The organism is Pseudomonas sp. B7(2017) (assembly GCF_002112745.1).
GTDB classification, from domain to species: domain Bacteria; phylum Pseudomonadota; class Gammaproteobacteria; order Pseudomonadales; family Pseudomonadaceae; genus Aquipseudomonas; species Aquipseudomonas ekonensis.
This window is the reverse complement of the sequence record NZ_NEIP01000004.1, coordinates 314879-341502: the sequence shown is the minus strand read 5'-3', so window position 1 is coordinate 341502 and position 26624 is coordinate 314879. Positions and strand designations below refer to the sequence as shown.

The 26624-nt window shown below is 63.5% G+C and carries 25 protein-coding genes; 22 read left to right on the top strand and 3 right to left on the bottom strand.

The genetic code is table 11. The features are described 5' to 3' along the window. Positions 1-60 precede the first annotated feature (60 nt). The 8 genes from dnaE (at position 61) to ispD (ending at position 11476) form a co-directional block, all read left to right on the top strand. On the top strand, positions 61-3582 hold the full coding sequence (gene dnaE / locus CAG29_RS10750; protein ID WP_085581401.1) for a DNA polymerase III subunit alpha: 3522 nt from the start codon (positions 61-63) through the stop codon (positions 3580-3582). A gap of 138 nt (positions 3583-3720) precedes the next feature. Continuing rightward, on the top strand, positions 3721-4668 hold the full coding sequence (locus CAG29_RS10745) for an acetyl-CoA carboxylase carboxyltransferase subunit alpha (RefSeq protein WP_085581403.1): 948 nt from the start codon (positions 3721-3723) through the stop codon (positions 4666-4668). Positions 4669-4799: 131 nt separating this feature from the next. Then, entirely contained in the window at positions 4800-6122 is a 1323-nt protein-coding gene (gene tilS, locus CAG29_RS10740; RefSeq protein ID WP_085694399.1) for a tRNA lysidine(34) synthetase TilS, read from the top strand. A gap of 274 nt (positions 6123-6396) precedes the next feature. Then, entirely contained in the window at positions 6397-8028 is a 1632-nt protein-coding gene (locus tag CAG29_RS10735) for a CTP synthase (protein ID WP_085581407.1), read from the top strand. 4 nt (positions 8029-8032) lie between these two features. Beyond that, positions 8033-8878, top strand: coding sequence for a 3-deoxy-8-phosphooctulonate synthase (kdsA, locus tag CAG29_RS10730; protein ID WP_085581409.1), 846 nt, complete (start codon positions 8033-8035; stop codon positions 8876-8878). A 156-nt stretch (positions 8879-9034) separates the two neighbouring features. Continuing rightward, positions 9035-10324, top strand: a complete 1290-nt coding sequence (gene eno, locus CAG29_RS10725; RefSeq protein WP_085581411.1) for a phosphopyruvate hydratase — start codon at positions 9035-9037, stop codon at positions 10322-10324. A 169-nt stretch (positions 10325-10493) separates the two neighbouring features. Beyond that, a complete protein-coding gene (gene ftsB / locus CAG29_RS10720) occupies positions 10494-10772 on the top strand; it encodes a cell division protein FtsB (protein WP_085581413.1) in 279 nt (92 codons plus the stop codon). After that, positions 10769-11476, top strand: coding sequence for a 2-C-methyl-D-erythritol 4-phosphate cytidylyltransferase (ispD, locus tag CAG29_RS10715; protein WP_085581415.1), 708 nt, complete (start codon positions 10769-10771; stop codon positions 11474-11476). Before ftsB ends, ispD begins: the two co-directional genes overlap by 4 nt. Before the next feature lie 142 nt (positions 11477-11618). Here the strand turns inward: ispD and CAG29_RS10710 are convergent, their stop codons facing one another. Further along, a complete protein-coding gene (locus CAG29_RS10710; protein WP_085581417.1) occupies positions 11619-12515 on the bottom strand; it encodes a LysR substrate-binding domain-containing protein in 897 nt (298 codons plus the stop codon). Between the two features lie 106 nt (positions 12516-12621). Here CAG29_RS10710 and CAG29_RS10705 point away from each other — a divergent pair, with 106 nt between their 5' ends. From CAG29_RS10705 to rpoS, 8 genes are all read left to right on the top strand, one after another. Then, complete coding sequence (locus CAG29_RS10705) at positions 12622-13734, top strand: S-(hydroxymethyl)glutathione dehydrogenase/class III alcohol dehydrogenase (RefSeq protein WP_085581419.1); 1113 nt, start codon at positions 12622-12624, stop codon at positions 13732-13734. A gap of 65 nt (positions 13735-13799) precedes the next feature. After that, the gene (gene fghA, locus CAG29_RS10700) at positions 13800-14645 is read left to right on the top strand and encodes an S-formylglutathione hydrolase (RefSeq protein ID WP_085581421.1); all 846 of its coding nucleotides are present in this window, start codon (positions 13800-13802) and stop codon (positions 14643-14645) included. Between the two features lie 53 nt (positions 14646-14698). Next, the gene (ispF, locus tag CAG29_RS10695) at positions 14699-15172 is read left to right on the top strand and encodes a 2-C-methyl-D-erythritol 2,4-cyclodiphosphate synthase (protein ID WP_085581423.1); all 474 of its coding nucleotides are present in this window, start codon (positions 14699-14701) and stop codon (positions 15170-15172) included. Beyond that, positions 15169-16227: a tRNA pseudouridine(13) synthase TruD gene (gene truD / locus CAG29_RS10690; RefSeq protein WP_085581425.1), complete on the top strand. Its 1059-nt coding sequence runs from the start codon at positions 15169-15171 to the stop codon at positions 16225-16227. Before ispF ends, truD begins: the two co-directional genes overlap by 4 nt. Beyond that, a complete protein-coding gene (gene surE, locus CAG29_RS10685; protein WP_085632069.1) occupies positions 16215-16964 on the top strand; it encodes a 5'/3'-nucleotidase SurE in 750 nt (249 codons plus the stop codon). The genes truD and surE overlap by 13 nt, the downstream gene beginning before the upstream one ends. Before the next feature lie 41 nt (positions 16965-17005). Beyond that, positions 17006-17641, top strand: coding sequence for a protein-L-isoaspartate(D-aspartate) O-methyltransferase (locus CAG29_RS10680; RefSeq protein WP_170929962.1), 636 nt, complete (start codon positions 17006-17008; stop codon positions 17639-17641). 211 nt (positions 17642-17852) lie between these two features. After that, positions 17853-18734, top strand: a complete 882-nt coding sequence (locus tag CAG29_RS10675) for a peptidoglycan DD-metalloendopeptidase family protein (RefSeq protein WP_085581430.1) — start codon at positions 17853-17855, stop codon at positions 18732-18734. 105 nt (positions 18735-18839) lie between these two features. Beyond that, positions 18840-19847, top strand: coding sequence for an RNA polymerase sigma factor RpoS (gene rpoS / locus CAG29_RS10670; RefSeq protein ID WP_085581432.1), 1008 nt, complete (start codon positions 18840-18842; stop codon positions 19845-19847). 510 nt (positions 19848-20357) lie between these two features. Here the strand turns inward: rpoS and fdxA are convergent. Continuing rightward, entirely contained in the window at positions 20358-20681 is a 324-nt protein-coding gene (gene fdxA / locus CAG29_RS10665; RefSeq protein WP_007924025.1) for a ferredoxin FdxA, read from the bottom strand. Positions 20682-20844: 163 nt separating this feature from the next. After that, positions 20845-23424 carry a DNA mismatch repair protein MutS gene (mutS, locus tag CAG29_RS10660; protein ID WP_085694397.1) on the bottom strand — a complete coding sequence of 860 codons (2580 nt, stop codon included), beginning with the start codon at positions 23422-23424 and terminating at the stop codon, positions 20845-20847. A gap of 210 nt (positions 23425-23634) precedes the next feature. On the opposite strand from mutS, the gene CAG29_RS10655 reads away from it, so the two are divergent. From CAG29_RS10655 to CAG29_RS10635, 6 genes are all read left to right on the top strand, one after another. Then, the gene (locus tag CAG29_RS10655) at positions 23635-24369 is read left to right on the top strand and encodes an XRE family transcriptional regulator (protein WP_085581436.1); all 735 of its coding nucleotides are present in this window, start codon (positions 23635-23637) and stop codon (positions 24367-24369) included. Between the two features lie 333 nt (positions 24370-24702). Further along, a complete protein-coding gene (locus CAG29_RS28180; RefSeq protein ID WP_139831485.1) occupies positions 24703-24894 on the top strand; it encodes a hypothetical protein in 192 nt (63 codons plus the stop codon). Then, the gene (locus CAG29_RS10650) at positions 24891-25316 is read left to right on the top strand and encodes a tail fiber assembly protein (protein WP_256575481.1); all 426 of its coding nucleotides are present in this window, start codon (positions 24891-24893) and stop codon (positions 25314-25316) included. Before CAG29_RS28180 ends, CAG29_RS10650 begins: the two co-directional genes overlap by 4 nt. Before the next feature lie 59 nt (positions 25317-25375). Beyond that, positions 25376-25576, top strand: a complete 201-nt coding sequence (locus CAG29_RS10645) for a Com family DNA-binding transcriptional regulator (protein WP_085581438.1) — start codon at positions 25376-25378, stop codon at positions 25574-25576. Then, complete coding sequence (locus tag CAG29_RS10640) at positions 25573-26154, top strand: DUF642 domain-containing protein (protein WP_085694395.1); 582 nt, start codon at positions 25573-25575, stop codon at positions 26152-26154. The genes CAG29_RS10645 and CAG29_RS10640 overlap by 4 nt, the downstream gene beginning before the upstream one ends. Before the next feature lie 83 nt (positions 26155-26237). After that, on the top strand, positions 26238-26576 hold the full coding sequence (locus tag CAG29_RS10635; protein ID WP_085581442.1) for a phage holin family protein: 339 nt from the start codon (positions 26238-26240) through the stop codon (positions 26574-26576). Positions 26577-26624 lie beyond the last annotated feature (48 nt).

Here is a 26624-nt window from a genome sequence, read left to right as displayed (position 1 = left end):
TTGTTCGAGGCCCGGTACAATCCGGGCCTTGTTGTTTCCATGTAACTGGACAGGATCACTATGCCGGCTTCATTCGTTCACCTACGCCTGCACACTGAATACTCCCTGGTCGACGGGCTGGTGCGGATCAAGCCGCTGGTCAAGGCGCTCACCGGCATGAACATGCCGGCCGTTGCGGTCACCGACCAGAACAACATGTGTTCCCTGGTCAAGTTCTACAAGGCCGCCATGGGCGCCGGGATCAAGCCGATCTGCGGGGCCGACCTGTGGCTGTCGAACAAGGATCCGGACGGCCCTCTGAGCCGGATCAGCCTGCTGGCGATGGACGCCCTGGGCTACCGCAACCTCACCGAGCTGATTTCCCGCGGGTTCATCGACGGCCAGCGCAACGGGATGATCATCATCGAGCGCCAGTGGGTGGTCGAGGCCAGCGCCGGCCTGATCATGCTGTCGGCGGCGAAGGAGGGCGAGATCGGCATGGCCCTGATCGCCGGCAACCCGGCCGAGGCCGAGGCATTGACCCGCGAATGGATGGCGGTGTTTCCCGACCGCTTCTACCTGGAGATCCAGCGCACCAACCGCGTCAACGACGAAGAGCAGCTGCACGGCGCCGTGGCTCTGGCCGACAAGCTCGGCGCGCCGCTGGTGGCGACCAACGATGTGCGCTTCATCAAGCCGGAAGACTTCGAGGCCCACGAGACCCGCGTCTGCATCGGTGAAGGCCGCGCCCTCGACGACCCGCGCCGTTCCAAGAATTACAGCGATCAGCAATACCTCAAAAGCGCCGAGGAAATGGCCGAGCTGTTCAGCGACCTGCCCGACGCGCTGGAAAACACCGTCGAGATCGCCAAACGCTGCAACATCGACGTGAAGCTGGGCAAGCACTTCCTGCCCGACTATCCGATCCCCGACGGCATGACCATCGACGAGTATTTCCGCAAGGTCTCGTTCGACGGCCTGGAGGAGCGCCTGTCGGTGCTGCTGCCCAAGGACACCACCGAAGACTACGATGCCAAGCGTCAGGTGTATGTCGACCGGCTGAATTTCGAGCTGGACATCATCATCCAGATGGGATTCCCCGGTTACTTCCTGATCGTGATGGACTTCATCCAGTGGGCCAAGAACAACGGCGTGCCGGTGGGCCCCGGACGGGGTTCGGGCGCCGGTTCGCTGGTGGCCTACGTGCAGAAGATCACCGACCTCGACCCGCTGGAATACGACCTGCTGTTCGAACGTTTCCTCAACCCGGAGCGGGTCTCCATGCCCGACTTCGACGTCGACTTCTGCATGGACGGCCGTGACCGGGTGATCGACTATGTGGCCGACAAGTACGGCCGCAACGCGGTGAGCCAGATCATCACCTTCGGCTCCATGGCCGCCAAGGCGGTGGTGCGTGACGTGGCCCGGGCCCAGGGCAAGTCGTTCGGCCTGGCGGACCGCCTGTCGAAGATGATTCCGTTCGAGGTCGGCATGACCCTCGAAAAGGCCTACGAGCAGGAAGAGATCCTGCGCGACTTCCTCAAGGTCGACGAAGAGGCCCAGGAAATCTGGGACATGGCCCTCAAGCTCGAAGGCGTGACCCGCGGCACCGGCAAGCACGCCGGCGGCGTGGTGATCGCGCCCACCAAGCTCACCGACTTCTCGCCGATCGCCTGCGATGAAGAGGGCGGCGGCCTGGTCACCCAGTTCGACAAGGACGACGTGGAGGCGGCCGGCCTGGTGAAGTTCGACTTCCTCGGCCTGCGGACCCTGACGATCATCGACTGGGCGCTCAAGACCATCAACCGCGACCGCGCCAAGACCAACGAGGCGCCGCTGGACATCGCGTTCATCCCGCTCGACGACAAGCCGACCTACAGCCTGCTGCAGAAGGCCGAAACCACGGCGGTGTTCCAGCTCGAATCCCGCGGCATGAAGGAGCTGATCAAGAAACTCAAGCCCGACTGCCTCGAAGACCTCATCGCACTGGTGGCCCTGTTCCGTCCGGGCCCTCTGCAATCGGGCATGGTGGACGACTTCATCAACCGCAAGCACGGCCGCGCCGAGCTGGCGTACCCGCATCCGGACTACCAGTACGAAGGCCTGCAGCCGGTGCTGGCGCCGACCTACGGCATCATCCTGTACCAGGAACAGGTGATGCAGATCGCCCAGGTCATGGCCGGCTACACCCTCGGCGGCGCGGACATGCTGCGACGGGCGATGGGTAAAAAGAAGCCCGAGGAGATGGCCAAGCAGCGCGGCGGCTTCATCGAAGGTTGCGCGTCCAACAACATTGATGCGGACCTGGCGGGCAACATCTTCGACCTGGTGGAGAAATTCGCCGGTTACGGCTTCAACAAATCCCACTCCGCCGCCTACGGCCTGGTGTCGTACCAGACCGCGTGGCTGAAGGCCCACTACCCGGCGCCGTTCATGGCGGCGGTGCTGTCGGCGGACATGCACAACACCGACAAGGTCGTGACCTTGATCGAAGAAGTGCGCACGATGAAGCTGCGCCTCGACGCGCCGGACGTGAACACCTCGGAGTTCAAGTTCACGGTGAACGACGACGGGCGCATCGTCTACGGCCTCGGCGCGATCAAGGGCGTCGGCGAAGGCCCGGTGGAGGCGATCACCGAAGCGCGCCAGGACGGCCCGTTCAAGGACCTGTTCGACTTCTGCGCCCGCGTCGACCTCAAACGCATCAACAAGCGCACCCTGGACGGCCTGATCCGCAGCGGCGCGCTGGACCGCCTGGGTCCGTACTTCCATGACGAGCAGAAGGCCTACCAGGCCAACATCGACCGCAACCGCGCGGTGCTGCTGGCATCTATGGAAGAGGCGATCAAGGCCGCCGAACAGACCGCGCGCACCCACGACAGCGGCCACGCCGACCTGTTCGGCGGGCTGTTCGTCGAAGAGGACGCGGATGTCTACGCCAGCCACCGCAAGGCCCGGGAGCTGACCCTCAAGGAACGCCTCAAGGGCGAGAAGGACACCTTGGGCCTGTACCTCACCGGCCACCCGATCGACGAATACGAAAGCGAGATCCGCCGCTTCGCCCGTCAGCGCATCATCGACCTGAAGCCTGCGCGGGATACCCAGACCATCGCCGGCATGATCATCGCCCTGCGGGTCATGAAGAACAAAAAGGGCGACAAGATGGGCTTCATCACCCTCGACGACCGCTCCGGGCGGATCGAGGCGTCGCTGTTCGCCGATGCGTTCCACTCCGCCCAGTCGCTGCTGCAGACCGACGCGATGGTGGTGGTCGAAGGCGAAGTCAGCAACGACGACTTCTCCGGCGGCCTGCGCCTGCGGGTCAAGCGGGTGATGAGCATGGAAGAGGCGCGCACCAGCCTGGCCGAGAGCCTGCGCCTGAAACTGCAGACCCAGGACCTGAAGGGCGATCAGCTACGCTGGTTGGGCGAGTTGCTCAAGCGCCACCGCGGGGCTTGCCCGATCACCATGGAATACACCAGCCCCGATGCGAAGACCTTGCTGCAGTTCGGCGAGAGCTGGCGGATCGATCCGGCGGACGCCCTGATTCAAGCCCTGCGTGACCAGTTCGGACGAGACAACGTCTTCCTCCAATACCGTTGACCGGCAGGTGATATCAGATCGCCTGTCCGCAACCTGAACTTTTAATCTCGACCTCGACGCGCCTGTCCCTTAAGGTAGGGCGCGAACAGACAACCGGCCGGCCCAAGCTTGCTTGGACGCGACCCTAGACGGACGCCTATGAACCCGAATTTTCTAGATTTCGAACAGCCGATCGCCGACCTGCAAGCCAAGATCGAAGAATTGCGCTTGGTCGGTAACGACAATTCGCTGAATATCGGCGATGAGATCTCCCGCCTGCAGGACAAGAGCAAGACGCTGACCGAAGACATTTTCGGCAAGCTGACCAGCTGGCAGATCGCACGTCTGGCGCGTCACCCGCGCCGTCCGTACACCCTCGACTACATCGACCACATCTTCACCGAGTTCGACGAACTGCACGGTGACCGTCACTTCTCCGACGACGCGGCCATCGTGGGCGGCGTGGCACGTCTGGACGACCAGCCGGTGATGGTGATCGGTCACCAGAAGGGCCGCGAAGTGCGCGAGAAGGTGCGCCGCAACTTCGGCATGCCGCGTCCGGAAGGCTACCGCAAGGCCTGCCGCCTGATGGAAATGGCCGAACGCTTCAAGATGCCGATCCTGACCTTCATCGACACCCCGGGCGCCTACCCGGGCATCGACGCCGAAGAGCGCAACCAGAGCGAAGCGATCGCCTGGAACCTGCGCGTCATGGCGCGCCTGAAGACCCCGATCATCGCCACCGTGATCGGTGAGGGCGGTTCCGGCGGCGCACTGGCCATCGGCGTGTGCGACCAACTGAATATGCTGCAGTACTCGACCTACTCGGTGATCTCGCCGGAAGGCTGCGCCTCGATCCTGTGGAAAACCGCCGAGAAGGCGCCGGACGCCGCCGAAGCCATGGGCATCACCGCCGAGCGCCTGAAGGGCCTGGGCATCGTCGACAAGGTGATCAACGAGCCGCTGGGCGGCGCCCACCGCGACTTCGCTGCCGCTTCCGCCTCGATCCGCGCCGAGCTGATCTCGCAGCTGGCGATGCTGAAGAAGTTCGACAACGACGCACTGCTGGCCCGCCGTTATGAGCGTCTGATGAGCTACGGTCTCTGATCGAACAGGCCGTACCCATGTGGGAGCGAGCCTGCTCGCGATAAGGGTTAACATTCAACGCACCTGTTGTTTGTTCAATCGCTGTCGCGAGCAGGCCCGCTCCCACATTTCATTTGTGCGATGTGTCCCCCATGACCCGGATCGATCTGTCTGACCGACTTCTGCGCACCCTGACGCCCTGGCGTACCGCTGCGGCCTGGCGCATCGCCTTCTCCGGCGGACTCGACTCCACCGTCCTGCTGCACCTGCTCGCCCGTCTGGCGAAGACCGAAACCCTGCCGCCCTTGAGCGCCCTCCATGTCCATCACGGCCTTCAGGCCGCCGCAGAGGCGTGGCCGGAGCATTGCCGAGCCTTCTGCGATGCGCTGGGCGTGCCGCTGCAGGTGGTTCGCGTGCAGGTTCGGCCCGGTGCGAGCCTGGAGCGCGCGGCGCGTGATGCGCGTTACGCAGCGTTCGACGCGGCGCTCGGCCGCAACGAAGCCCTGCTGACCGGGCAGCACCGCGACGATCAGGCCGAGACCTTGCTGTTTCGTCTGCTGCGGGGGGCGGGGGTGAGAGGGTTGTCCGCGATGCCGGAGCACAGGCCGCTGGGGCAGGGCAGCCTGGTACGTCCGTTGCTCGATGCGGGAAGGGACGAACTGGAAGCCTACGCACGGGCCCATCAACTGACTTGGATCGAGGATCCGTCGAATCAGGACACGCAGTTCTCCCGCAACTATCTGCGTCATCAAGTGATGCCTTTGCTCGCCGCCCGCTGGCCGCAGGCGACGGCCAGCCTGGTGCGCAGCGCTGCACATGCGCGGGAGGCGCAAGGCTTGCTGGATGAGCTGGCGCAGCTCGACCTGAACGATGCGCGCACCCCGGACGCCTTCGACTGGCTGGGCGTGCCCTCATTGGCGCTGGCCCCGTTGGCCGGTTTGTCCGCCGCCCGCCAGCGCAATGCCCTCAGCCATTGGCTGGCGCCGCTGACCCGTTTGCCGGATACCGACCATTGGTCGGGTTGGTCGGACCTGTGCGAGGCCGCCGTCGATGCGGCGCCGGTCTGGCGTCTGGCCGACGGTGAACTGCATCGCAGCGCCGGCCGCCTCTGGTGGCTCAGCGGGCAATGGCTGCGCACGCCGGTGGCCGCAGACGCTTGGCCTGATCCTGCGAGGCCGCTGCGCCTGGCCGATAACGGGCGTGTCATGTTGCTGGGGCAGACTCCTGCCGGGCCGCTCAGGATCGCTTACCGGCAGGGCGGCGAGACGATGCGCCTGCCCGGCCGCGGCGGGCGCGACCTCAAGCGCCTGCTCAACGAGCGCGGCGTTCCGGCCTTCGTGCGTGGCAGATTGCCGCTGCTGTTCCGCGGCGAGGAACTGCTCGCCGTGGCGGACCTGCCGGGGCTCGACGGCAGTGCGCAGGACGGCTGGCGACTGCATTGGCAGCCTTCGGATGAAGATCAAGGTTTGAGATGAAAGGGGCATTCCGGTAGACTACGCTCCCTTCTTGATACAACTTCTGTGGATTCGCCTGAATTGCAGGAGTTGCCGATTACCAAGCAGTCTTTGCTGGGCGATTCCAAAAAATGTGTAGCGAGCTACGTACCGGTGTTTTCACTTCCGGTCTGTCCCAACGCGGCGGTTTTTTTGAAAGGTGCACTGTGATTAATGCAGGTGATCGGGGGCTTCGGCCTTCCTTCGCTTTCCCCGGCGGCTCGGACCGCTTTAACGCAGACTTCTAGGGTTTTTCATGACGCGCTACATATTCGTCACGGGCGGTGTTGTTTCTTCATTGGGGAAAGGCATTGCCTCGGCTTCATTGGCGGCCATCCTGGAGGCGCGGGGGCTCAAGGTCACCATGCTCAAGCTGGATCCGTACATCAACGTCGATCCGGGCACCATGAGCCCGTTCCAGCACGGTGAAGTGTTCGTCACCCACGACGGCGCCGAGACCGACCTCGACCTGGGCCACTACGAGCGGTTCATCCGCACGACCATGACCCAGAACAACAACTTCACCACCGGTCGCGTCTACGAGCACGTGCTGCGCAAAGAGCGCCGCGGCGACTACCTGGGCGCCACCATCCAGGTGATCCCGCACATCACCGACGAGATCAAGCGTCGCATCATCAAGGGCGCCGGCGATGCCGACGTGGCCCTGGTGGAGATCGGCGGCACCGTCGGCGACATCGAGTCGCAACCGTTCCTCGAAGCCATCCGTCAACTGCGGGTGGAAGTCGGTTCCAAGCGCGCGATGCTGATGCACCTGACGCTGGTGCCGTACATCGCCACCGCCGGCGAGACCAAGACCAAGCCGACCCAGCACTCCGTGAAGGAACTGCGCTCCATCGGCCTGCAGCCTGACGTGCTGATCTGCCGCTCCGACCATCCGGTGGATGTGTCCTCGCGCCGCAAGATCGCCCTGTTCACCAACGTTGAAGAGCGTGCGGTGATCTCCCTGGAAGACGTCGACACCATCTACAAGATCCCGGCCGTGCTGCACGCCCAGGGCCTGGACGACTTCGTCGTCGAGCGCTTCGGCCTGCAGTGCAACGGCGCCGACCTGTCCGAGTGGGAAAAGGTCGTCGACGCCAAGCTCAACCCTGAGCACGAAGTCACCATCGCCATGGTCGGCAAGTACATGGAGCTGCTGGACGCCTACAAGTCGCTGATCGAAGCGATGAGTCACGCCGGCATCACCAACCGCACCAAGGTCAACCTGCGCTACATCGATTCCGAAGACATCGAGAACCAGGGCACCGCGCTGCTGGAAGGCGTCGACGCGATCCTGGTGCCGGGCGGCTTCGGCTTGCGTGGCGTGGAAGGCAAGATCACCGCCGTCCAGTACGCCCGTGAGAACAAGGTGCCGTACCTGGGCATCTGCCTGGGCATGCAAGTGGCGGTCATCGAGTTCGCCCGCAACGTGCTGGGCTGGAAAGACGCCAACTCCACCGAGTTCGACCGCGCCAGCGGCCACCCGGTCGTGGGCCTGATCACCGAGTGGGCCGATGCCACCGGTGCGGTCGAGACCCGCAGCGAAGCCTCCGACCTGGGCGGCACCATGCGTCTGGGCGCGCAGGAATGCCTGCTGGAGTCCGGCTCCAAGGTGCACGACTGCTACGGCAAGGACGTGATCGTCGAGCGTCACCGCCACCGCTACGAAGTGAACAACAACCTGCTGCCGCAGATCATGGAAGCCGGCCTGAAGATCTCCGGCCGCTCCGGTGACGGCGCGCTGGTCGAAGTGGTCGAGGCACCGGACCATCCGTGGTTCGTCGCCTGCCAGTTCCACCCTGAGTTCACCTCGACCCCGCGTGACGGCCATCCGCTGTTCAGCGGTTTCGTCAAGGCCGCGTTGGCTCAACACCAGAAGAAGGCGTAACCCGATGGCACAGAAGATCATCCGCGTCGGCGACATCGAGATTGCCAACGACAAGCCCATGGTGCTGTTCGGCGGCATGAACGTGCTGGAAAGTCGCGACATGGCCATGCAGGTTTGCGAGGAATACGTGAAGGTCACCGAAAAGCTCGGCATCCCTTACGTGTTCAAGGCCAGCTTCGACAAGGCCAACCGGTCTTCTGTGACCTCGTACCGCGGTCCTGGCCTGGAAGAGGGCTTGCGCATCTTCCAGGACATCAAACAGGCCTTCGGCGTGCCGATCATCACCGACGTCCATGAGCCCGACCAGGCCCTGCCCGTCGCCGAGGTCTGCGACATCATCCAGCTGCCGGCCTTCCTGTCGCGCCAGACCGACCTCGTGGTCGCCATGGCCAAGACCGGCGCGGTGATCAACATCAAGAAAGCCCAGTTCCTCGCGCCCCAGGAGATGAAACACATCCTGAACAAGTGCGTGGAGGCGGGCAACGATCAGTTGATCCTCTGCGAGCGCGGTTCGAGCTTCGGCTACAACAACCTCGTGGTCGACATGCTCGGCTTCGGGATCATGAAGCAGTTCGAATACCCGGTGTTCTTCGACGTGACCCACTCGCTGCAGATGCCGGGAGGTCGTTCCGACTCCGCCGGCGGGCGCCGCGCCCAGGTCACCGACCTGGCCAAGGCGGGCATGAGCCAGTCGCTGGCCGGGCTGTTCCTCGAAGCGCATCCGGATCCGGACAACGCCAAATGCGACGGCCCTTGCGCCTTGCGCCTGGACAAGCTGGAGCCGTTCCTGGCCCAGCTCAAGGCCCTGGACGAACTGGTGAAGAGTTTTCCGACGGTAGAGACCGCGTAAGCCTCATTTCTCCGGTAAAGTACCGCACGATTCCTGGCTCAGACCTTCGGGTTTGAGCCTTGTCGTCTGCAAGACTGCCTGCTGCACACCCCTTGCCGACGGTCAAAGATTTCCTCTAGCTGCGTCGTTTTCGTCAACTTTGGAGTGTTTACAACAATGGCAAAAATCGTCGACATCAAAGGTCGTGAAGTTCTCGACTCCCGTGGCAACCCCACCGTGGAAGCGGACGTGCTTCTCGATAACGGCATCATCGGCAGCGCCTGCGCGCCGTCCGGTGCTTCCACTGGCTCGCGTGAAGCGCTCGAGCTGCGTGATGGCGACAAGAGCCGTTACCTGGGCAAGGGTGTGCTCAAGGCGGTAGCCAACATCAACGGTCCGATCCGCGAACTGCTGCTGGGCAAAGACCCAAGCGACCAGAAAGCCCTGGACCTGGCGATGATCAAGCTGGACGGCACCGAAAACAAGGCGACCCTGGGCGCCAACGCCATCCTCGCCGTGTCCCTGGCCGCCGCCAAGGCTGCCGCCCAGGACCAGGACCTGCCGCTGTACGCGCACATCGCCAACCTGAACGGCACTCCGGGCGTCTACTCGATGCCGGTTCCGATGATGAACATCATCAACGGCGGCGAACACGCCGACAACAACGTCGACATCCAGGAATTCATGGTGCAGCCGGTCGGCGCCAAGTCCTTCTCCGAAGGCCTGCGCATGGGCACCGAGATCTTCCACCACCTCAAAGCCGTGCTGAAGGCCCGTGGCCTGAACACCGCCGTGGGTGACGAAGGCGGTTTCGCGCCTAACCTGGCCTCCAACGAAGACGCGCTGTCGGCCATCGCCGAAGCGGTCGCCAACGCCGGCTACAAGCTGGGCACCGATGTGACCCTGGCCCTGGACTGCGCGGCCAGCGAGTTCTTCGAAGACGGCAAGTACAACCTGTCCGGCGAAGGCAAGTCCTTCGACGCCGCCGGTTTCGCCGACTACCTCAAAGGCCTGACCGAGCGCTTCCCGATCATCTCGATCGAAGACGGCCTGGACGAGTCCGACTGGGCTGGCTGGAAGATCCTGACCGACAAGATCGGCGACAAGGTGCAACTGGTCGGCGACGACCTGTTCGTGACCAACACCAAGATCCTGAAGGAAGGCATCGAGAAGAACATCGCCAACTCGATCCTGATCAAGTTCAACCAGATCGGCACCCTGACCGAAACCCTGGAAGCCATCCAGATGGCCAAGGCCGCCGGCTACACCGCCGTGATCTCGCACCGTTCCGGCGAAACCGAAGATTCGACCATCGCCGACCTGGCCGTGGGTACCTCGGCCGGCCAGATCAAGACCGGTTCCCTGTGCCGTTCCGACCGCGTCTCCAAGTACAACCAACTGCTGCGTATCGAAGAGCAGTTGAACGGCAAGGCCAAGTACAACGGTCGCGGCGAGTTCCGCGGCTGAGCCTTGAACGTAAAAGGACACCGGATTGTGTCGGAAAAGTCGTGACAGCGATGGATTTGCCACTAATCTGATGCCTTATCAGCACAAGCCTGGATCTTCCAGGCTTCGTGCTATCAGATGCTTCAACGTTTTGCGTGGCTGTCTTTTTTCACTGGATACCTGATATTCGATGCGCAGTCCCTATTGGTTGTTTCTCGTCCTGCTTCTGCTGCTGGCCGGTCTGCAATACCGCCTGTGGGTGGGTAACGGCAGCCTGGCGCAAGTGGCCGAGCTGACTCAGCAAATCGACGACCAGCGCGCCGAGAACGAAGCCTTGCTGGAGCGCAACCGGGTGATGGACGCCGAGGTCAGCGAGTTGAAGAAAGGCATGGAGACCGTTGAAGAGCGGGCCCGCCATGAGCTGGGCATGGTCAAGGACGGCGAAACCCTTTACCAGTTGGCCCAATGAGCGATTTTCTGCCGGCCTTCTGGGCCGTGATTCCTGCCGCGGGCATCGGTGCCCGTATGGCCGCGGACCGTCCCAAGCAATACCTGCAACTGGGCGGACGCACCATTCTCGAACACAGCCTCGGCTGTTTCCTCGATCACCCGAGCCTCAAGGGCCTGGTGGTCAGTCTTGCTGTCGATGATCCTTACTGGCCGGGCCTGGCCTGTGCCGGCGACGCGCGCATTCAGCGGGTCGACGGCGGCGCCGAGCGTTCAGGTTCGGTGCTCAATGCCTTGCTGCACCTGCATGCCCAGGGCGCCAACGATGAGGATTGGGTGCTGGTGCACGATGCGGCGCGCCCCAACCTGAGCCGCAATGACCTGGACAAGCTGCTCGCCGAGCTGGCGCATGACCCGGTCGGCGGGTTGCTGGCGGTCCCGGCGCGGGACACGCTCAAGCGCGTCGACAAACAGGGGCGCGTGGTCGAAACCGTCGACCGCAGCGTGATCTGGCAAGCCTACACGCCGCAGATGTTTCGCCTGGGTGCGTTGCACCGGGCGTTGGCCGACAGTCTGGTGGCGGATGCGGTGATCACCGACGAAGCCTCGGCGATGGAGTGGGCCGGCCTTGCTCCGCGCCTGATCGAAGGGCGGGCGGACAACCTCAAGGTGACCCGGCCGGAAGACCTGGAGTGGTTGCGTCAGCGTTGGGCGAACCGGCGCTGAGTGCAGGTGGTGTCCGTTAGATAGCCATCGCGGGCAAGCCCGCTCCCACAGGTCTTGGGCACTTCACGGTCACTGTGGGAGCGGGCTTGCCCGCGATGGCGTCGGTGGGGGCACCGCAGAATCTCGGATGATCCACCCGTGTTCAGTTGCGGTACTCCGGCCGTTGCGCCAACCCTTCCTTGAGAAAATCCACCAGCTTGCGCACCTTCGGCGACAGGTGCCGCTGCTGCGGGTACAGCGCCCACACCGCGGTGTTCGGCGGCTGATGGGCCTCCAGCAGCGAAATCAGCGCGCCGCTGTGCAGATGCTCCAGCACGTAGTAGTCCGGCAACTGACACAGCCCCACCCCTTGCAAAGCCGCATCCAGCACCGCTTGCCCGCTGTTGCAGCGCCAGTTGCCCTGCACCCGCTGGGCGAATTCCCGCCCGTTCTGCTCCAGTTGCCAGATGTCCGAACTGCCGATCAGGCAATTGTGCCGGCTCAGCTCCGACAGGCTGTGGGGGCGGCCGTACCGTTCAAGGTAGGAGGGCGATGCGCACAGGTACATGCGCCGCGGCGCCAGCCGGGTGGCGACCAGCCGCGAATCCTGCAGGCGGCCCAGGCGGATCGCCAGGTCCAGGCCTTCGTGAACCAGGTCGAGCTGGCGGTTGGTCAGCTCGATGTCGACCCGCAGTTGCGGGTAGTGACCCATGAACCGGGTCACCAGCGGCACGATGAAGCGTTCGCCGTAGGCCACGGCGCAGGTCATGCGCAGCATGCCTTTGGGCTCGCTGGCCAGGTCGCCGACGGCCCGCAGCGCTTCTTCGCGGCCGTCCTGCAGACGCTGGCAATGCTGCAGGAATGTCTGCCCGGCTTCGGTCAGCGTCACCCGCCGTGTACTGCGGTAGAGCAAGCGGGTCTGCAGGCGTTCTTCCAGCCGCGCGATCTGGCGGCTGATGTGCGAAGAGGAAACGCCCAAGCGTTCGGCGGCGGCGGTGAATTGGCTGCATTCGGCCACGGCGACGAACTCGTCGATGCCTTCCCAGCGGTTTTCGGACATCGGATTATCCCTGTGCGGCAATAATGTTTTGCTTTTGTCCGGATTATTCACTCTCAGGTCGTGGATTACACTCCTTGTCTCGTTTTAATTCACTGGGAGAGTCAGGATGATCAAGTCGCGCGCCGCCGTAGCCTTCGGGGCCAAGAAGCCGCTGGAAATCGTTGAAGTCGATGTCGCCATGCCGAAGGCCGGCGAGGTGCTGCTTCGCGTGGTGGCCACCGGGGTGTGCCACACCGACGCCTACACCCTGTCCGGCGCTGATCCGGAAGGGATCTTCCCGTCGATCCTCGGCCATGAAGGCGGTGCGATCGTCGAGGCCATCGGTGAAGGCGTGACGTCGGTGGCGGTGGGCGACCACGTGATTCCGCTGTACACCCCGGAATGCGGCCAGTGCAAATTCTGCAAGTCGGGCAAGACCAACCTGTGCCAGGCCATTCGCGCCACCCAGGGCAAAGGCCTGATGCCGGACGGCACTTCGCGCTTTTCCTACAAGGGCGAAACGATTTTCCACTACATGGGAACCTCGACGTTCTCCGAGTACACCGTGCTGCCGGAAATCTCCGTGGCCAAGATTTCCAAGGACGCGCCGCTGGAGAAGGTCTGCCTGCTCGGTTGCGGCGTCACCACCGGTATCGGTGCGGTGATCAACACCGCCAAGGTCCAGCCGGGCGATACCGTGGCCATCTTCGGCCTGGGCGGCATCGGCCTGTCGGCGGTGATCGGCGCAGTGAAGGCCAAGGCTTCGCGCATCATCGCCATCGACATCAACCCGGCCAAGTTCGAGATCGCCAAGCAACTGGGCGCCACCGATTGCGTGAACCCGAAAGACTTCGATCGTCCGATCCAGGAAGTGATCGTCGACATGACCGACGGCGGCGTCGACTTCTCCTTCGAGTGCATCGGCAACGTGCAACTGATGCGCGCCGCGCTGGAATGCTGCCACAAGGGCTGGGGCGAGTCGGTGATCATCGGCGTGGCCGGTGCCGGCCAGGAAATCGCCACCCGTCCGTTCCAGCTGGTGACCGGCCGCGTCTGGCGCGGTTCGGCGTTCGGCGGCGTGCGCGGTCGCAGCGAGCTGCCGAGCTACGTCGACATGGCCCAGAGCGGCGAGATCCCGCTCGACACCTTCATCACCCACACCATGGGCCTGGAAGACATCAACAAGGCTTTCGACCTGATGCACGAAGGCAAGAGCATCCGTACCGTCATCCATTTCTGATCAATCGCGGCAAGGCGCGGCTGCGGAGGTGTTCGCCGGCAGCCGCGTCCGCGTAGGAGCCTTACATGAGTCTGGAAAACATCTCCTGTCAGAAAAGTTTCGGCGGCTGGCACAAGCGCTACCGGCACCGCTCCGACGTGCTGGGCTGCGACATGGTGTTCGCCGTGTACCTGCCGCCGCAGGCGGAGCAGGGCGGCAAGCTGCCGGTGCTGTATTGGCTGTCGGGGCTGACCTGCACCGACGAGAACTTCATGCACAAGGCCGGCGCCCTGCGCATGGCCGCCGAGCTCGGCCTGATCATCGTGGCGCCGGACACCAGCCCGCGCGGCGCCGAGGTGCCGGGCGACCCGGACGGGGCATGGGATTTCGGCCTCGGCGCCGGGTTCTATCTCAATGCCACCCAGGAGCCTTGGTCCCGGCACTATCGGATGCATGACTACGTCGTGCAGGAATTGCCTTCGCTGGTCGAGGCGCATTTCCCGGCGTCTGACAAGCGCAGCCTCAGCGGCCACTCCATGGGCGGCCACGGTGCGCTGGTGTGTGCCTTGCGCAATCCGGGGCGTTACCGCTCGGTGTCGGCGTTTTCGCCGATCAGCAATCCGATGGACTGCCCATGGGGCCAGAAGGCGTTCTCCCGCTACCTCGGCGAAGACCGCTCGAAGTGGCGCGAGTGGGATGCCTGTGCGCTGATCGCAGAGGCCGAAGAAAAGCTGCCGTTGCTGGTCGATCAAGGCGACCGCGATGATTTCCTGGCCAACCAGCTCAAGCCGGAGGCCCTGCAGCAAGCGGCAAGACAAGCGGGACATCCGCTGACGTTGCGCCTGCAGCCGGGTTACGACCACAGTTATTTCTTCATCTCAAGCTTCATCGACGACCACTTGCGACATCACGCACGCGCGCTAGGCGCCTAATGCCCGTCAAAGCAGGTAGAATCACGCCCTGACCAAAATCGGGGCGTTTTTTTATGCGTATTGGCCACGGCTACGATGTTCACCGTTTCGCTGAAGGCGATTTCATTACTCTGGGCGGCGTGCGGATCGCACACGGCTTCGGGCTGCTCGCCCACTCCGACGGTGACGTCCTGCTGCACGCCTTGAGCGACGCCCTGCTCGGCGCCGCGGCGCTGGGCGACATCGGCAAGCATTTCCCGGACACCGATCCGCAGTTCAAGGGCGCCGACAGCCGTGCGCTGCTGCGCCACGTGGTCGGCCTGATCCATGCCAAGGGCTGGAAGGTCGGCAACGTCGACAACACCATCGTGGCCCAGGCCCCGAAAATGGCGCCCCACATCGAAACGATGCGCGCCCTGATCGCCGCCGACCTCCAGGTGGAGCTCGACCAGGTCAACGTGAAGGCCACCACCACCGAGAAGCTGGGCTTCGTCGGTCGTGAGGAAGGCATCGCCGTCCATTCCGTCGCGTTGTTGCTGCGCGCATGAACGAACTGCAATTGCTCGGCCCTCGGGCCCACGGCGACGTGCTCGGCACGGCGGTGCTCAAGGCCGTCGCCGAAGACTTCCAGGTCGATGAAGTGCTCGACATCCCGTTCACCGGCGACGGCGAGCACCTGTGGATCTGGGTGGAAAAGCGCGGCCTGAACACCGAAGAGGCGGCGCGCCGGATCGCCAAGGCCGCCGGCGTGCCGTTGCGCACAGTGAGCTATGCCGGGCTCAAGGATCGTCAGGCCCTGACCCGTCAGTGGTTCAGCGTGCAGCTGCCGGGCAAGGCCGATCCGGATCTGTCGGCGGCGGAAAACGATACGCTCAAGATCCTCAAGACCACCCGCCACAAGCGCAAGCTGCAGCGCGGCGCGCACTCGGCCAACGGCTTCACCCTGCGCCTGACGCAGCTCGCCGGCGACAAGGCGGCCCTTGAGGAGCGCCTGCAACGCATCGCCCGGCAGGGCATCCCGAACTACTTCGGCGCCCAGCGCTTCGGCCATGATGGCGGCAATGTGGTCGATGCCCGCTCCTGGGCTGCGCGCAAGGCATTGCCGGAGCAGCGCAACGTGCGCTCGCGGCTGCTGTCGGCGGCGCGCAGCTTCCTGTTCAACCAGGTGCTGGCGGCGCGGGTCGCCGACGGCTCCTGGCAGCGCGCCCAGGTCGGCGACTTGCTGGCGTTCACCGACAGCCGCAGCTTTTTCCCGGCTGGCGAAGCCGAATGCAGCGATCCGCGCCTGGCGATTCTCGACCTGCATCCGACCGGTCCCCAGTGGGGCGAAGGTGACTCGCCGGCGGCCGGCGCAGTCCATGATCTGGAGCAGGGGATCGCCGCGCGCGAAGCGGACCTGCGCGATTGGTTGATTCACGCCGGCATGAGCCACGAACGTCGCATCCTGCGACTGCCCATTGGCGGGTTGACGTGGCATTATCCCGAGCCTGACATTCTGCAACTGGAATTCGTCCTCCCGGCCGGATGCTTCGCCACCGCATTGGTGCGCGAACTCGTTGATCTGGTGCCGGTGGGGCAGACGGACAGCCCATGCGTATTCTGATTTCTAACGACGATGGGGTAACCGCACCCGGACTCGCCGCGCTGTATGGTGCGCTGGCGGATTACACCGAATGCGTGGTTATCGCCCCGGAGCAGGACAAGAGCGGCGCCAGCAGTTCGCTGACGCTCGACCGTCCGCTGCATCCGCAATACCTGGCCAACGGTTTCATCGGCCTCAACGGCACGCCGACCGATTGCGTGCACCTGGGGCTCAACGGTTTGCTGGAGCGCGAGCCGGACATGGTGGTCTCGGGCATCAACCTGGGCGCCAACCTGGGCGATGACGTGCTGTATTCCGGAACGGTGGCGGCGGCCCTCGAGGGGCGTTTCCTCGACCGCCCTTCGTTTGCCTTCTCGCTGGTGTCGCGGCAGGCGGAAAACCTGCCCACGGCCGCCCATTTCGCGCGCAAACTGGTGGAGGCCCATGAAGGGCTCGACCTGCCGCCGCGCACGGTGCTGAACGTGAACATCCCTAACCTTCCGATCGAGCGCATCCGCGGCGTTCAGTTGACCCGCCTGGGCCATCGCGCCCGTGCGGCGGCGCCGATGAAGGTGGTGGATCCGCGCGGCAGGGCCGGCTACTGGATCGCCGCCGCCGGCGACGCCGAGGACGGCGGCCCGGGCACCGACTTCCACGCGGTGATGCAAGGTTATGTGTCCATCACGCCGTTGCAGCTCGATCGCACGTTCAACGATGCATTCAGAAGCCTGGACGGCTGGCTGGAGGGGCTGAACTGATGGCTCGCGAACAAGACGACAGGCTGCGCAGCGGCATCGGCATGACCTCCCAGCGCACCCGTGAGCGCCTGATCCAGCGCCTGTACGAAGAAGGGGTGTCCAACGCCAGCGTGCTGGAGGTGATCCGCCGCACGCCGCGCCACCTGTTCGTCGATGAGGCGCTGGCCCACCGCGCCTACGAAGACACCGCGCTGCCGATCGGCAACAACCAGACCATTTCCCAGCCTTATATGGTGGCGCGCATGAGCGAGCTGCTGCTGGAGGCGGGGCCGCTGGACAAGGTGCTGGAGATCGGCACCGGTTCCGGCTACCAGACGGCGGTGCTGTCGCAGCTGGTGGAGCGGGTGTTCTCGGTCGAGCGGATCAAGGTTCTGCAGGATCGGGCCAAGGAGCGCCTGGTCGAGCTGAACCTGCGCAACGTGGTGTTCCGTTGGGGCGACGGCTGGGAAGGCTGGCCGGCGCTGGCGCCGTACAACGGCATCATCGTCACGGCGGTGGCCACGGATGTGCCCCAGGCCTTGCTCGACCAATTGGCGCCGGGCGGTCGGATGGTGATACCGGTCGGTTCGGGGGAAGTGCAGCAACTGATGCTGATCGTGCGTGAAGAGCACGGCTTTTCCCGGCACGTCCTGGGGGCGGTCCGCTTCGTGCCTTTGCTCAACGGACCGCTGGCCTGAGTCTCTTTTTCGAGGCGCTGAATTCCTGTCGTCCGGCCCGGTCTTACACCGGCGGCGATTGCGTAAACACTGCCGATCGTCATCAGGCAAACGTGTGCGCGACGGCAGTTCGCTTCATTAAAGGTAAAGCGGCTGCGGCCCGTTATACTTGCGACACTTCACGCCGGAGTCCGGCATTTCATTTTTTCAGCCACCAAGAAGGGAGCGGCGGGTGAGTCTCACAGTCATTGCGCAGCGTATGGGTAACACGAGCTTTCAGCGCCTGGTGACTGGCCTTGTCTTGAGCACCTTGCTGGTCGGTTGCTCCAGCACCAAATCGAACAATGTGCGGGTCGTCGACCGCAATGGCGCCGCGCCCCAACGTCCTGTCGTCACGACCGGGCAGTATGTGGTCCGTCCGGGCGATACCCTGTTTTCGATCGCTTTCCGCTACGGCTGGGACTACAAAGCCCTCGCCGCCCGGAACAACATTCCTACGCCTTACACGATCCATCCGGGTCAGACGATTCGCTTTGACGGCCGCACCGGTTCAACGCCGGCCGCCGTCGTCGCCGGCAGCGGTTCAACGCCTTCCTCGTCGAGCAAAACCACGGTAATCCGGCGCCAGGCGAATGGCACGACGACCACCACAACCACGGGCTCCGGGGCCGCTTCCACGGCGGTCGTACCGTCCGTCGCCAGCAAATCCGCACCCGCTCCACTGCCTCCTCCGGGCCCGGCCCCGACCGGCTGGGGATGGCCATCTAATGGCATTCTCATTGGCAAATTCTCTTCAAACGGTAGTTTGAATAAAGGAATTGATATCGCCGGAGATTTGGGACAGCCTGTTTTAGCTGCGTCTGATGGGACGGTGGTTTACGCCGGGAGTGGCTTAAGGGGCTACGGCGAATTGGTCATCATCAAACACAGCGAAACCTACGTCAGCGCCTACGGCCACAACCGCAGGCTTTTGGTACGGGAGGGGCAGCAGGTCAAGGTCGGACAGACAATTGCCGAAATGGGGTCAACGGGTACAGACCGGGTGAAACTGCATTTTGAGATTCGCCGACAAGGTAAACCTGTGGATCCGCTGCAGTTCCTGCCACGACGTTGATTTGAAGCCAGCCTGTTCCGTCGCGTAGAGGGGACAGGCTCCAGCGCTGCCAAGGATAGAGGCGTCGCTTGAGCTTGGGGTCGAACTCACCAAAGGACTATAACAATGGCTCTCAGTAAAGAAGTGCCGGAGTTTGACATCGACGATGAGGTTCTCCTGATGGAGGCCGCCATCGATACGGATTCGATGTCGAATGATGAAGGGGCAGCTCCACCTTCCGTTCGTGCCAAATCCAAACACTCCGCTTCACTTAAGCAACACAAGTACATCGACTACACGCGGGCGCTCGATGCCACGCAGCTGTATCTCAACGAAATCGGCTTTTCCCCCTTGCTCTCCCCGGAAGAAGAAGTTCATTTTGCGCGCCTGTCGCAAAGTGGCGATCCCGCCGGGCGCAAGCGCATGATTGAAAGCAACCTGCGGCTGGTGGTGAAGATCGCCCGGCGTTACGTCAATCGGGGGCTGTCGCTGCTGGATCTGATCGAAGAGGGCAACCTCGGGCTGATCCGGGCGGTGGAAAAGTTCGATCCCGAGCGCGGCTTCCGCTTCTCGACCTACGCGACCTGGTGGATCCGCCAGACCATCGAACGCGCGATCATGAACCAGACCCGGACCATCCGGCTGCCGATTCATGTGGTCAAGGAGCTCAACGTGTACCTGCGGGCCGCACGGGAGCTGACGCAAAAGCTCGACCACGAACCCTCACCCGAAGAAATCGCCAACCTGCTGGAAAAACCGGTGGGCGAGGTCAAGCGCATGCTGGGCCTGAACGAGCGGGTTTCTTCGGTCGACGTCTCGCTGGGGCCGGATTCGGACAAAACCCTGCTGGACACCCTGACGGACGACCGTCCGACCGATCCGTGCGAACTGCTGCAGGACGATGACCTGTCGCAGAGCATTGATCAATGGCTCTCGGAACTGACCGACAAGCAGCGCGAGGTGGTGGTGCGCCGCTTCGGTCTGCGCGGCCACGAGAGCAGCACGCTGGAGGATGTGGGCCTGGAGATCGGCCTGACCCGGGAACGGGTGAGGCAGATCCAAGTGGAAGGCCTCAAGCGCCTTCGGGAGATCCTCGAGAAGAACGGCTTGTCGAGCGAGTCGCTGTTTCAATAAGCGCCTCACCTGACCGCCCGCAAGAAGCCCCGACTGGATCGGGGCTTTTTGTTGTCTGCCGCCGGGCAAGGGAGCCCGCGTGTGGCCAGGGGGCGCCACCAGGCGCTTCGCTCCGAAGTTTGTAGTCTCGCGTTGTAAGCCTTGGCTGACAGTTTCGTAAGTGTTCACTATGTTTACACTTCCGTAGACGTCCATTAGGCGTAATGCAGGTTTATAACTATTTGATTTTGTTGGTTATTTATAAAAATGAAGGCCTTATGACAAGCCGTTCCGCAGCCGAGTGCCGATTGCTCTCGGCGGGGAACTCTTTAGTATCTGGGTTGTGTCGACGGATAGACACGCCCTTCAAGGAAGAGGGGAATGGACATCGCAGGACGCGATTCATCAGGACGATGAAAAGGATCACAGGGAATAGGGAAAAAATGTGGGCGGGTCAAACCGCCCCTTTTTTTCGCCTGCAGAAAAGCAAAAAGGCCCGCAAGGGGCCTTTTCTGTCGAGCGCAGGACGGATCAGCGTTCGAGGTCTTTGATCTTGCCTTTGACGCCATCCCACTCTTCGGCGTCCGGCAGCGAATCCTTCTTCTCGGTGATGTTCGGCCAGATCTCGGCCAGCTCGACGTTCAGCTGAATGAACTCTTGCATCTCTTCCGGCACTTCGTCCTCGGAGAAAATGGCCACGGCCGGGCATTCCGGTTCGCACAGGGCGCAGTCGATGCACTCGTCCGGGTGGATCACCAGGAAGTTCGGGCCTTCGTAGAAGCAGTCCACCGGACAGACTTCTACGCAGTCGGTGTACTTGCACTTGATGCAGTTGTCGGTGACGACGAAGGTCATTTCTAATTTTCTCCTCAGGCGGCGGCAGCGTTGCCCCTTCACGGTTGGGGTCGCCAGGTTCGGGAGCGATGTCTGCCGGCCAGGCTATTAGCCAGCAGCATCCCGAACCGCGCGAGATTCTACCAGCTTGAAGCCGTTTGCGTTATATCCGCTTCTTCAGTGCTTATATCCGGTTCTTTAAGGTATAGAGCATTTCGAGCGCACGGCGCGGGGTCAGGTCGTCCAGGTCAAGTTTGGCCAATTCGTCCAGCACCGGGTGCGGCAGGCTGGCGAACAGGTCGCTCTGCATCGGAGCGGCCGGCTTGCCCTTGACCGGTGCCGGTTGCTCGTGGGGCAGGCTGGTGGTCTCCAGGCGGCCCAGGTGTTCGCGGGCGCGGGCGATCACTTCGCTCGGCACCCCGGCCAGTTGCGCAACGGCCAGGCCGTAGCTCTGGCTCGCCGGCCCCGGCAGCACATGGTGCAGGAACACGATGCGCTCGTTGTGCTCGGTGGCGTTGAGGTGCACGTTGGCCACCAGCGGCTGGGCCTCCGGCAGCACGGTCAGTTCGAAGTAGTGGGTGGCGAACAGCGTGTAGGCGCGCAGTTGCGCCAGGCGCTCGGCTGCCGCCCAGGCCAGGGACAGGCCGTCGAAGGTGCTGGTGCCGCGGCCGACTTCGTCCATCAGCACCAGGCTGCGGTCGGTGGCGTTGTGCAGGATGTTGGCGGTCTCGCTCATTTCCACCATGAAGGTCGAGCGCCCGCCGGCCAGGTCGTCGCTGGAGCCGATCCGGGTGAAGATCCGATCCACCAGCGACAGTTCGCAACTGGCCGCCGGTACGAAGCTGCCGATGTGCGCCAGCAGTACGATCAGCGCCGTTTGCCGCATGTAGGTGGATTTACCGCCCATGTTCGGGCCGGTGATCACCAGCATTCTTGTGTTGTCGTCCAGGCTCAGGTCGTTGGCCACGAACGGCGTGGTCAGCACCTGCTCGACCACCGGGTGACGGCCCTGGACGATTCGCATGCAGGGTTCGCTGACGAACGTCGGGCAGTTGAGGTCGAGGTTCAGCGCGCGTTCGGCGAGGTTGCTCAGCACGTCGAGTTCGGCCAGCGCCGAGGCGGTGTCCTGCAGCGGCGGCAGCCGGCCGATCAGGTCTTCCAGCAGTGCCTCGTAGAGCATTTTTTCCCGGGCCAGCGCCCGGCTTTTGGCCGACAGCGCCTTGTCTTCGAACGCTTTGAGCTCGGGCGTGATGAAACGCTCGGCGCCCTTGAGGGTCTGGCGCCGGATGTAGTCGGCCGGCGCGGATTCGGCCTGCTTGCTCGGCAGCTCGATGAAGTAGCCGTGGATGCGGTTGTAGCCGACCTTCAGGTTGGCAAGGCCGGTGCGGGCCTTTTCCCGGGCTTCCAGGTCGATGAGGAACTGGCCGGCGTTTTCGCTCAGCGATTGCAGTTCGTCCAGTTCGCTGTCGTAGCCGGTCTTGAGCACGCCGCCGTCGCGGATCACCGCCGGCGGGTTGTCGATGATGGCTTTCTCCAGCAGCGCCGCCAGTTCCGGGTAGGTGCCGGCGGTGGCGGCCAGGCGCGCCAGGTGCGGGGCTTCCAGATCCGCCATCGCCGTCTGCAGTTCCGGCAGGGCACCCAAGGCGTCGCGCAGGCGGGCGAGGTCACGGGGCCGCGCGTTGCGCAGGCCGATCCGCGCCAGGATCCGTTCGATGTCGCCGATTTCCTTGAGTTGCGGTTGCAGGCGTTCGAAGCGGTAGCGGTCGAGCAGGCAACTGATGGAGGTCTGGCGCGCCAGCAGGACGGTGAGGTCGCGCAGCGGGCGGTTCAGCCAGCGGGTCAGCAGGCGGCTGCCCATGGCGGTCTGGCAGCGGTCGACCACCGATTGCAAGGTGTTGTCGCGACCGCCGGCCAGGTTGGTGTCCAGCTCCAGGTTGCGCCGGCTCGCGCCGTCCAGCACCACGGTGTCGTCCAGGCGTTCATGACGCAGGCTGCGCAGGTGGGGCAGGGCGGTGCGCTGGGTTTCCTTGGCGTAGGCCAGCAGGCAGCCGGCGGCGCCGATGGCCAGGGTCAGGTTCTCGCAGCCGAAGCCTTTCAGATCCTGGGTGGAGAATTGCTGGCACAGGCTCTTGAGCGCCGAATCACGCTCGAAATCCCACGGGGCGCGACGGCGCACGCCACGGCGCTTTTCCGCCGGCAGGTCTTTCGGCCAGTCGTCCGGGATCAACAGCTCCACGGGGTTGACCCGCTCCAGCTCCGCCAGCAGGTTTTCCCAGCCCTTGATCTCCAGCACGCTGAAGTTGCCGCTGGTGATGTCCAGCACCGCCAGGCCGAACAGACGCTCGTCGCCCAGCACGGCCGCGATCAGGTTGTCGCGGCGCTCGTCCAGCAGCGCTTCGTCGCTGACCGTGCCCGGGGTGATGATCCGCACCACCTGACGCTCCACCGGGCCCTTGCTGGTGGCCGGGTCGCCGATCTGCTCGCAGATCACCACCGATTCGCCCAGTTTCACCAGCTTCGCCAGGTAGCCTTCCGCCGCGTGGAACGGGATCCCGCACATCGGAATCGCCTGTCCCGCCGACTGCCCGCGGGCGGTCAGGGTGATGTCCAGCAGCTTGGCCGCCTTCTTCGCGTCCTCGTAGAAGATCTCGTAGAAGTCGCCCATGCGGTAGAACATCAGCTGATCCGGGTGCTGGTTCTTCAGGCGCCAGTACTGCTGCATCATCGGGGTATGGGAGGACAGGTCGGAGACGGCTTTATTCATCGGATTGTCAGGCAACTCGTTCAAAGGAGTGGGGCAAAAGCGGGGCGTCGGCCAGGCTTTTCCGCGATGGGCGCAAGATTACCATGGGCGGTCTGTCGGGCGCAGGGATGGCGGTCGAGTGACGGGTTCATGCCGTAAAAAACGTGATTATGCAGAAGATATGCAAATCAGCATTTGTCTTCGCCGAATTCTTCAAGCACTATGCGCGTTATGCAAAAACGCAACGTATCTACCGTATTAAGAGCACTGCTCGACCGGCACGGGATCTCGCCCACGGAGCTTCACCGTCGCACCGGCGTGCCTCAATCCACTCTCTCGCGGATCCTCAGCGGGAAGATCGTCGATCCTTCGGACAAGCACATCTCGAAGATCGCCGAGTACTTCGCCGTGAGCACCGATCAGTTGCGCGGGCGCGCCGACATTGCGCCGGCGGCTGCCGGCGCGCGCCATGACGTGCATGCGGAACTCAAGGACATAAGCCTGTGGGACGACGACACCCCTGTCGATGACGACGAGGTGTCGGTGCCCTTTCTTCGTGAGGTTGAATTGGCTGCAGGATCAGGAAGATTCGTCGTGGAAGAGAGCGAGCGCTCAAGCCTGCGCTTCGGCAAGCGCAGCCTGCGTCACAACGGTGTGCAGTTCGACCAGGCCAAATGCGTGACGGTGCGCGGCAACAGCATGTTGCCGGTGCTGCGCGACGGCGCCACGGTCGGCGTCAACGCCGGCAAGAGCGGCATCGGCGACATCGTCGACGGCGATCTCTACGCCATCAACCACAATGGCCAACTGCGGGTGAAGCAGCTCTATCGCCTGCCCACCGGCATCCGCCTGCGCAGCTTCAACCGTGACGAACATCCGGACGAGGACTACAGCTTCCAGGAGATCCAGGAAGAGCAGATCGTCATCATCGGTCACGTCTTCTGGTGGGGCATGTACGCCCGATAGCACCACCCCTGCCTGACAGAACCCGCCCCTCGGCGGGTTTTTTTTCGCCTGTCGAAAACGGCCGAAGCCAAGAGCGGCGGGGCTTTCATGCGTCCGTGCATTTGCCGCGCATAAATAAATGCATTTCTGCATTGACTGCATATGCATGAGTGCATATTCTTGCCACCAAGCCGCTCGACAAAGCGGCTGGCAAGACCGCTCTTTAGTTCCACAAAAACAGGCAGCGATGAACCGGCCTCAACGGTTCAGAGGGTTGGCAACTGACCCGGGTGTGCAGCGTAAAGCACCAAGAGCAGTTATCCGGCGGGCAGGGACCGCGGCCGGAGGAACAATATGAACGGACTCGTACCGCGCCAGCAGCGCCGAAAAGTCAGCTTCCTTTCGGTTTTAGGGAATGAAAGGAAGGCAAAGGAGTGCATTACTGAAAAGCCCGGCCTGGCGCCGGGCTTTTTGGAATGCCTGCCTTGTGCAAACAGAAACACGAACGCCGACATGTCGGCAATCCATCAAGGAAGTGAACAATGAGCCTGAAAAAGTATGCCCGTGTGGTAGACGGCAAGGTCGACAACATTTTTGAAACCGTCAACCCGATCACCGAAGAGTTTCCGGCCAGCCAGCTCTGGGTCGACATCACCGGCACCGTGAACTCGCAGGTCGATTACGGCTACAACGCCGTCAACACCGACGGGGTCTGGACCTTCAATTCGGGGTTCCCGTGGCCGCAATCGGTGCTGGGCGAGCAAATGCGCAACGAGAAAGTCCGCCGGCTCGACAACGTCATGGCCAGCGTCGCCTCGTCGGGCTTGCAGTTCAAGGTCGACCTGGGCGTAGCCACCTCGGCCGAACAGGCCTACCTGACGGCCTTCAAGGAATACTGCGTCGCGTTCGGCCAGGTCAACAAGCAGCCGGGTTTCCCGGTGACCATCGCTTGGCCGCAACTGCCGTAAGGCGTTGCGCCGCACCGGCGAAAAGGAAGGATCCAGCCCATGAAGAAGGCCCGTTGCAGATGTTGAAAGACTGCAGATGCGGACACTGCAACAGGCTGCTTGCCCGCGTGGGCCAGTGTGCCGAGCTCCAGATCAAATGTTCCCGATGCGGGACGCTGAATCATGTGAGGGCCGCGAGCCCCGAGCCATCGCCCGTGAGCGACATGAAGGCTGCCCAGGCAGCTCAACCCCCTCATTCCACTCGACAGGTGAACACATGAACGTTCTGAAAAAATACATCGCACCGCTTCTCGCCACCGCCGCGCTGTTGGGCGCCGCAGGCAATGTGAAGGCGGCCAACCTGCTGGTCAACGGCAGCTTCGAACAGCCGGGCTGCAGCGCCAGCTGCATCCTGGACACCCCGGCCAAGGCCAACTTCATCATCGGCTGGACCACGTTCCTGTCCGGTGCCGAGTACTTCAACATGCCGGCCTCCATCGGCGGTTCCGCTGCGGCGGACGGCGTGGTGATCGTTGACCTCGCCAACTATGTCTACGGCAACGGCGGCGGCATTCAGCAGAACTTCGCCACCACCCCCGGCGCCAAGTACCGCCTGACCTTCAGCGCCGGCAACTCTCGCTTCGCCAGCCGTTCCGGCAGCGGCGTCGTGCAGGTCAAGGTGGCCGGGCAGACCGTCAGCTTCGACACGCCGATCGCCAAAGGCGTCGCGGTCGAATGGAGCACCGTCACCTACGACTTCACCGCCACCACCGCGCAAACGACGCTGGCCTTTTTCAACGAGCAGAATCCGTACGCCAACTATGCCTTCATCGACAACGTCATCGTTGAACGCCTGTAATCCCGGATCGGCGCATCCACCCGAGGCGGTGCCCGGCACCGGCGGTTTCCCCCCCATCCATCAACGCACCCTGGAGGCGTGACATGACGAACGAGCAACAAGCGTTGGCGGACATGCCGATCTGGCTGGTCATCCTCCTGGCCGTCGTCGGCGGGGTGTCCGGCGAGATGTGGCGCGCCGACAAGGAAGGCGCCCGGGGCTGGGCGCTGCTGCGCCGGCTGGCCTTGCGCTCCGGCGCGTGCATGATCTGCGGGGTGTCCGCGATCATGCTGCTGTACGCCGCCGGCCTGTCGATCTGGGCCGCCGGCGCCTTCGGCTGCCTGACGGCCATGGCCGGCGCGGACGTCGCCATCGGCCTCTACGAGCGCTGGGCCGCCAAGCGCATGGGCTTGAGCGAACCGCCGCCGCACGATCCGCAGTAACCCCTTCACATCCAGTCCTCGCTGCCGTCCGGCGGCGGGGTTTCGTGT

Excerpts from the sequence above, each read along its gene's own strand:
- dnaE (WP_085581401.1), top strand. The coding sequence starts at position 61 with ATGCCGGCTTCATTCGTTCACCTACGCCTGCACACTGAATACTCCCTG.
- CAG29_RS10745 (WP_085581403.1), top strand. The coding sequence starts at position 3,721 with ATGAACCCGAATTTTCTAGATTTCGAACAGCCGATCGCCGACCTGCAA.
- tilS (WP_085694399.1), top strand. The coding sequence starts at position 4,800 with ATGACCCGGATCGATCTGTCTGACCGACTTCTGCGCACCCTGACGCCC.
- CAG29_RS10735 (WP_085581407.1), top strand. The coding sequence starts at position 6,397 with ATGACGCGCTACATATTCGTCACGGGCGGTGTTGTTTCTTCATTGGGG.
- kdsA (WP_085581409.1), top strand. The coding sequence starts at position 8,033 with ATGGCACAGAAGATCATCCGCGTCGGCGACATCGAGATTGCCAACGAC.
- eno (WP_085581411.1), top strand. The coding sequence starts at position 9,035 with ATGGCAAAAATCGTCGACATCAAAGGTCGTGAAGTTCTCGACTCCCGT.
- ftsB (WP_085581413.1), top strand. The coding sequence starts at position 10,494 with ATGCGCAGTCCCTATTGGTTGTTTCTCGTCCTGCTTCTGCTGCTGGCC.
- ispD (WP_085581415.1), top strand. The coding sequence starts at position 10,769 with ATGAGCGATTTTCTGCCGGCCTTCTGGGCCGTGATTCCTGCCGCGGGC.
- CAG29_RS10710 (WP_085581417.1), bottom strand. The coding sequence starts at position 12,515 with ATGTCCGAAAACCGCTGGGAAGGCATCGACGAGTTCGTCGCCGTGGCC.
- CAG29_RS10705 (WP_085581419.1), top strand. The coding sequence starts at position 12,622 with ATGATCAAGTCGCGCGCCGCCGTAGCCTTCGGGGCCAAGAAGCCGCTG.
- fghA (WP_085581421.1), top strand. The coding sequence starts at position 13,800 with ATGAGTCTGGAAAACATCTCCTGTCAGAAAAGTTTCGGCGGCTGGCAC.
- ispF (WP_085581423.1), top strand. The coding sequence starts at position 14,699 with ATGCGTATTGGCCACGGCTACGATGTTCACCGTTTCGCTGAAGGCGAT.
- truD (WP_085581425.1), top strand. The coding sequence starts at position 15,169 with ATGAACGAACTGCAATTGCTCGGCCCTCGGGCCCACGGCGACGTGCTC.
- surE (WP_085632069.1), top strand. The coding sequence starts at position 16,215 with ATGCGTATTCTGATTTCTAACGACGATGGGGTAACCGCACCCGGACTC.
- CAG29_RS10680 (WP_170929962.1), top strand. The coding sequence starts at position 17,006 with ATGACCTCCCAGCGCACCCGTGAGCGCCTGATCCAGCGCCTGTACGAA.
- rpoS (WP_085581432.1), top strand. The coding sequence starts at position 18,840 with ATGGCTCTCAGTAAAGAAGTGCCGGAGTTTGACATCGACGATGAGGTT.
- fdxA (WP_007924025.1), bottom strand. The coding sequence starts at position 20,681 with ATGACCTTCGTCGTCACCGACAACTGCATCAAGTGCAAGTACACCGAC.
- mutS (WP_085694397.1), bottom strand. The coding sequence starts at position 23,424 with ATGAATAAAGCCGTCTCCGACCTGTCCTCCCATACCCCGATGATGCAG.
- CAG29_RS10655 (WP_085581436.1), top strand. The coding sequence starts at position 23,635 with ATGCAAAAACGCAACGTATCTACCGTATTAAGAGCACTGCTCGACCGG.
- CAG29_RS28180 (WP_139831485.1), top strand. The coding sequence starts at position 24,703 with ATGAACGGACTCGTACCGCGCCAGCAGCGCCGAAAAGTCAGCTTCCTT.
- CAG29_RS10650 (WP_256575481.1), top strand. The coding sequence starts at position 24,891 with ATGAGCCTGAAAAAGTATGCCCGTGTGGTAGACGGCAAGGTCGACAAC.
- CAG29_RS10645 (WP_085581438.1), top strand. The coding sequence starts at position 25,376 with ATGTTGAAAGACTGCAGATGCGGACACTGCAACAGGCTGCTTGCCCGC.
- CAG29_RS10640 (WP_085694395.1), top strand. The coding sequence starts at position 25,573 with ATGAACGTTCTGAAAAAATACATCGCACCGCTTCTCGCCACCGCCGCG.
- CAG29_RS10635 (WP_085581442.1), top strand. The coding sequence starts at position 26,238 with ATGACGAACGAGCAACAAGCGTTGGCGGACATGCCGATCTGGCTGGTC.